This window comes from Microcystis sp. M20BS1 (assembly GCF_020245305.1).
GTDB lineage: Bacteria > Cyanobacteriota > Cyanobacteriia > Cyanobacteriales > Microcystaceae > Microcystis > Microcystis ichthyoblabe_A.
In genome coordinates, this window is sequence record NZ_JADBUZ010000022.1 from 1 (window position 1) to 4,216 (window position 4,216).

Consider the following 4,216-nt stretch of genomic DNA (forward strand, 5'->3'; position numbering starts at 1 on the left):
GAGGGAATCAACAATAAACTTAAACTAATAAAACGGAGAGGCTATGGCTTTAGAAACTTTCGGAATTTTTGGGTTAGAAGTATGTTGTCTTGGCATCTTGTCTGTTGATTTAGCATAAAGGGTAACGAAGAGCCAAAATTATCCGCTTTTCTCTTTTTGCTTTGGCAAGAATTTCCTGATCAGATAAAGTTTGTAAGCCTTCATCTCGAAGATGAACGACATCATAACCTTGTTCTCTTAACCATGAGACTGTACGCAGAGAAATCCCCATATCGGCTAGAAACTCTATCTCCATTACTCGATTAATTCAAAATGATGAACTTGTTCTCTGGCTAACCAAGAAGCATATAATAAACATTGGTGAATATCTTCTCTTTCTAGGTCAGGGTATTCCTCTAATATTTCCTCTATCGGCTTTTCGTTAGCAAGTAGATTAAGAATTAAAGAAACAGGAATACGCATTCCTCGAATACAGGCTTGACCTGCCATAATTTTGGAGTTAAAAGTAATTCGGTCTAATTGTTTTAAGGTCATATAGTTTCCAGAAATATGAAGATGATACCTGTGGTAATTTTATTATAGCTAATTCTATAGTTGCGAGCGGAAGTGGGAAATTACTCCTTCTGTGAGGGTGCAAAGCTTGTCTCCAACCCCATAGGGAAGATTAGGGAATGGTGAGGTTTTAAGTTGTAGTAATATAACAAGTTAGACGAGAAAACGGTTTTTTTGAAAAAACCCGTTTTCTGAAATCTTATGCTAAAGTCCAACAACGAACCTAATTAAAGCCAAACCTCAATTGATTCAACCCATGAATAAATTTCTCAAAATCTTTACCCCCATTTCCCTGATATTAATTACGGTAGGATTTCCGGCGGCGACTTTTAGCAACACTGTTGGAGTTAACACGATTTTTGAGGTAAAAGGGAAAGTTACCGTTAAAAAACCACAATGGAAAAAAACCCTTCCCGCTTCTGTCGGACTTACCCTCAGTTTTGATGATAAGTTAGAAGTAGCAGCCAACGCTTCCGTTAAGGTTTATTGTAGTAATCTCAAGCAGTGGACGGTTAAACAAGGAAAGTATATTGTTTCTAGTGGCTGTCCTCGGGGAAATCCTGTGATTTCACTTCCCAATATTAATAATACAACCCTCCGTCCAACAGGAAATAAAGAGAAAGTTTTAGCAAAATTACCTTACCTAATTACTCCTCGTCAAACGAATATTCTCACCAATCGTCCTCCACTGCGGTGGAATGCTGTTCCGGGTGCAACTAATTATACTATCAAAATAGATGGGGTTAATTGGGAAACGCAGACAAATAAAACTGAAATAGTCTATCCCGGTGAACCTCCTCTGGAAGCAGGAAAGCGATATCGGGTAACAATAAAAGCTGATAATGGTGCGTCTTCTAGAAGTGATGCAGTAGTCGGGTTTAGAGTATTAGATGAACAGACTCAAAAAACGGTTTTAGATGCTGTTAAAACTGTTCAACAGCAGCAATTATCCCCAGAGGAAGCAGGGTTAGTTTTAGCGCATCTTTATCGAGGTTATGGGTTGTATGGGGATGCGGTTGAGGTATTAGAAGGATTGGTGAAGCAAAATAGTCAGGTTGCTACGGTTTATCAACTGTTAGCGGATACTTACCTTAAGATAGGGTTGCCTCAGTTGGCAAAAAAACCTTATGAAAAGGCGTTAAAACTGGCAACAAATACGCAGAATTTGTCAGTGCAAGCGGAGATACAAGCGGGTTTAGGAATAGCTTATCGTATCTTGGGAAATAAGAATGAGGCGATACAGTGGTTAACTAAGGCGAAGGGGACTTATAATCAGTTAGGGGATACTTCGCAGGTTCAGGAATTGGATAAAATAATTAATGAAATTTTAAAGAGGGAGTAAGGATGGAAGTTATAGCACTCCCGTAGGGGCGAAGCATTCGGGCAATAACCTATCGCTGAAACCGTAGATTTCTTATCCGAATGCTTCGCCCCTACAACTTATTTGAAATTACTATAAATTATGGATAATGGCTACTACTTTTGTACGGAGGTAATTACACAATGGATAAAGATAAACTCATAAAATATCGTCAAGCAGTGCAAAATTTGTTAAGTCGCTATGTAGCAGAAGATGTTACCGGTGAAGACGTAGAAGTACAATTAATATTTGATGTGGAACGGGATCATTATCAGTGGATGAATGTAGGATGGGAAGGTTTAAAACGAGTTTACCGCTCGATTGTTCATTTTGATATTCGTGATAATAAGATTTGGCTACAACAAAATTTAACGGAATTGAATCCAGCAGAGGATTTAATTTCAATGGGTGTTAAGAGGGAGGATATTGTTTTGGGACTGCAACCACCTTATAAACGGCCTTATACTAATTATGGTACTTAAAACAAATTCTCCTTGTCCCCTTGTTCCAAGGCTTTGCCTTGGAACACAATATCTAAGGCTCTGCCTTAAAGTAATGCTATAACTGTGGTGAGGTTGTTTTTAGTAGTGAAACGGCAGAAAAAATCAGAATTTTACTACAGCGAAAGGCTCAACCCGACAAATCTATTCAAGTTGATGTTTTTGCCTATCAATAAACTCTAGGGATAAAAAACCAATGAAAGTATCAATCAAATCAGGGATAGCGGTTGTCGTCATTACCGGGATGATGGGATTATCGGGAGTCATGTTAACCCCAACGGTGGGACAGGTGATTTCTCAGGTTTCACCGCAAGATAAATTAGCCGAAGCAGAGAGGCTAACTCAGCAAGTTATTCAACTGTATCAGCAGGGGAAATACAACGAGGCGATTCCCCTAGCAGAACAGGCTTTAGCTATCAGGAAACAACAATTAGGAGACAACCATCCCTCTACCGCCACCAGTCTCAATAATTTGGCAGGACTTTACGAGTCTCAAGGAAGATACAGCGAAGCCGAACCCCTCTACAAACAGGCTTTAGCTATCAGGAAACAACAATTAGGAGACAACCATCCCTCTACCGCCTCCAGTCTCAACAATTTGGCAGGACTTTACGAGTCTCAAGGAAGATATAGCGAAGCTGAACGCCTCTACAAACAAACCTTGACTATCATCAAACAACAATTAGGAGACAACCATCTCCTAACTGCCACCATTCTCAACAATTTGGCATTACTTTACTATTCCCAAGGAAGATACAGCGAAGCCGAACCTCTCTTAAAACAAGCATTAGCTATCCATAAACAACAATTAGGAGACAACCATCCCGACACTGCTTCCAGTCTCAACAATTTGGCAGGACTTTACAAGTCTCAAGGAAGATACAGCGAAGCCGAACCCCTCTACAAAGAAGCCTTGACTATCAGCAAACAACAATTAGGAGATAACCATCCCGACACTGCTTCCAGTCTCAACAATTTGGCAGGACTTTACAAGTCTCAAGGAAGATACAGCGAAGCCGAACCCCTCTACAAAGAAGCCTTGACTATCAGCAAACAACAATTAGGAGATAACCATCCCGATACCGCCACCAGTCTCAACAATTTGGCATTACTTTACTATTCTCAGGGAAGATACAGTGAAGCCGAACCCCTCTTGAAAGAAGCCTTAACTATCAGCAAACAACAATTAGGAGACAACCATCCCGACACTGCTTCCAGTCTCAACAATTTGGCAGGACTTTACAAGTCTCAAGGAAGATATAGCGAAGCCGAACCCCTCTTGAAAGAAGCCTTAACTATCAGCAAACAACAATTAGGAGACAACCATCCCTCTACCGCCACCAGTCTCAACAATTTGGCAGGACTTTACGAGTCTCAAGGAAGATACAGCGAAGCCGAACCCCTCTACAAACAAGCTTTAGCTATCAGGAAACAACGATTAGGAGACAACCATCCCTCTACCGCCTCCAGTCTCAACAATTTGGCAGAACTTTACCAGTCTCAAGGAAGATACAGCGAAGCCGAACCTCTCTACAAAGAAGCCTTGACTATCAGGAAACAACAATTAGGAGACAACCATCCCGATACCGCCACCAGTCTCAACAATTTGGCATTACTTTACCAGTCTCAAGGAAGATACAGCGAAGCCGAACCTCTCTACAAAGAAGCCTTGACTATCAGGAAACAACAATTAGGAGACAACCATCCCTCTACCGCCACCAGTCTCAACAATTTGGCAGGACTTTACGAGTCTCAAGGAAGATACAGCGAAGCCGAACCCCTCTACAAAGAAGCCTTAGCTATC

At 40.9% G+C, this 4,216-nt stretch carries 5 protein-coding genes and 2 pseudogenes; 5 read left to right on the forward strand and 2 right to left on the reverse strand.

Annotated elements, in window-relative coordinates; all coding sequences use genetic code 11:
• Nucleotides 1-108 (forward strand): transposase (locus IM507_RS02460; protein WP_190538260.1); only part of this gene is annotated, 108 nt, incomplete at its 5' end.
• Between the two features lie 19 nt (nt 109-127).
• Here the strand turns inward: IM507_RS02460 and IM507_RS02465 are convergent.
• Both IM507_RS02465 and IM507_RS02470 read right to left on the reverse strand, forming a co-directional pair.
• Nucleotides 128-295, reverse strand: a pseudogene (locus tag IM507_RS02465) (DUF5615 family PIN-like protein); the annotation flags it as partial.
• Nucleotides 295-534 carry a DUF433 domain-containing protein gene (locus IM507_RS02470; RefSeq protein ID WP_002736820.1) on the reverse strand — a complete coding sequence of 80 codons (240 nt, stop codon included), beginning with the start codon at nt 532-534 and terminating at the stop codon, nt 295-297. The pseudogene IM507_RS02465 and the gene IM507_RS02470, both read right to left, overlap by 1 nt.
• Before the next feature lie 274 nt (nt 535-808).
• Between IM507_RS02470 and IM507_RS02475 the strand changes: the two genes are divergently transcribed.
• The 4 genes and pseudogenes from IM507_RS02475 to IM507_RS02485 all read left to right on the forward strand — a co-directional run.
• Nucleotides 809-1,894: a tetratricopeptide repeat protein gene (locus IM507_RS02475; RefSeq protein WP_287636492.1), complete on the forward strand. Its 1,086-nt coding sequence runs from the start codon at nt 809-811 to the stop codon at nt 1,892-1,894.
• Nucleotides 1,895-2,055: 161 nt separating this feature from the next.
• Nucleotides 2,056-2,394, forward strand: a complete 339-nt coding sequence (locus tag IM507_RS02480) for a XisI protein (RefSeq protein WP_002735894.1) — start codon at nt 2,056-2,058, stop codon at nt 2,392-2,394.
• A gap of 74 nt (nt 2,395-2,468) precedes the next feature.
• A pseudogene (locus IM507_RS23410) lies at nt 2,469-2,588 on the forward strand (YgiT-type zinc finger domain-containing protein); the annotation flags it as partial.
• 20 nt (nt 2,589-2,608) lie between these two features.
• A partial coding sequence (locus tag IM507_RS02485; protein ID WP_465246286.1) for a tetratricopeptide repeat protein occupies nt 2,609-4,216 on the forward strand: 1,608 nt, incomplete at its 3' end.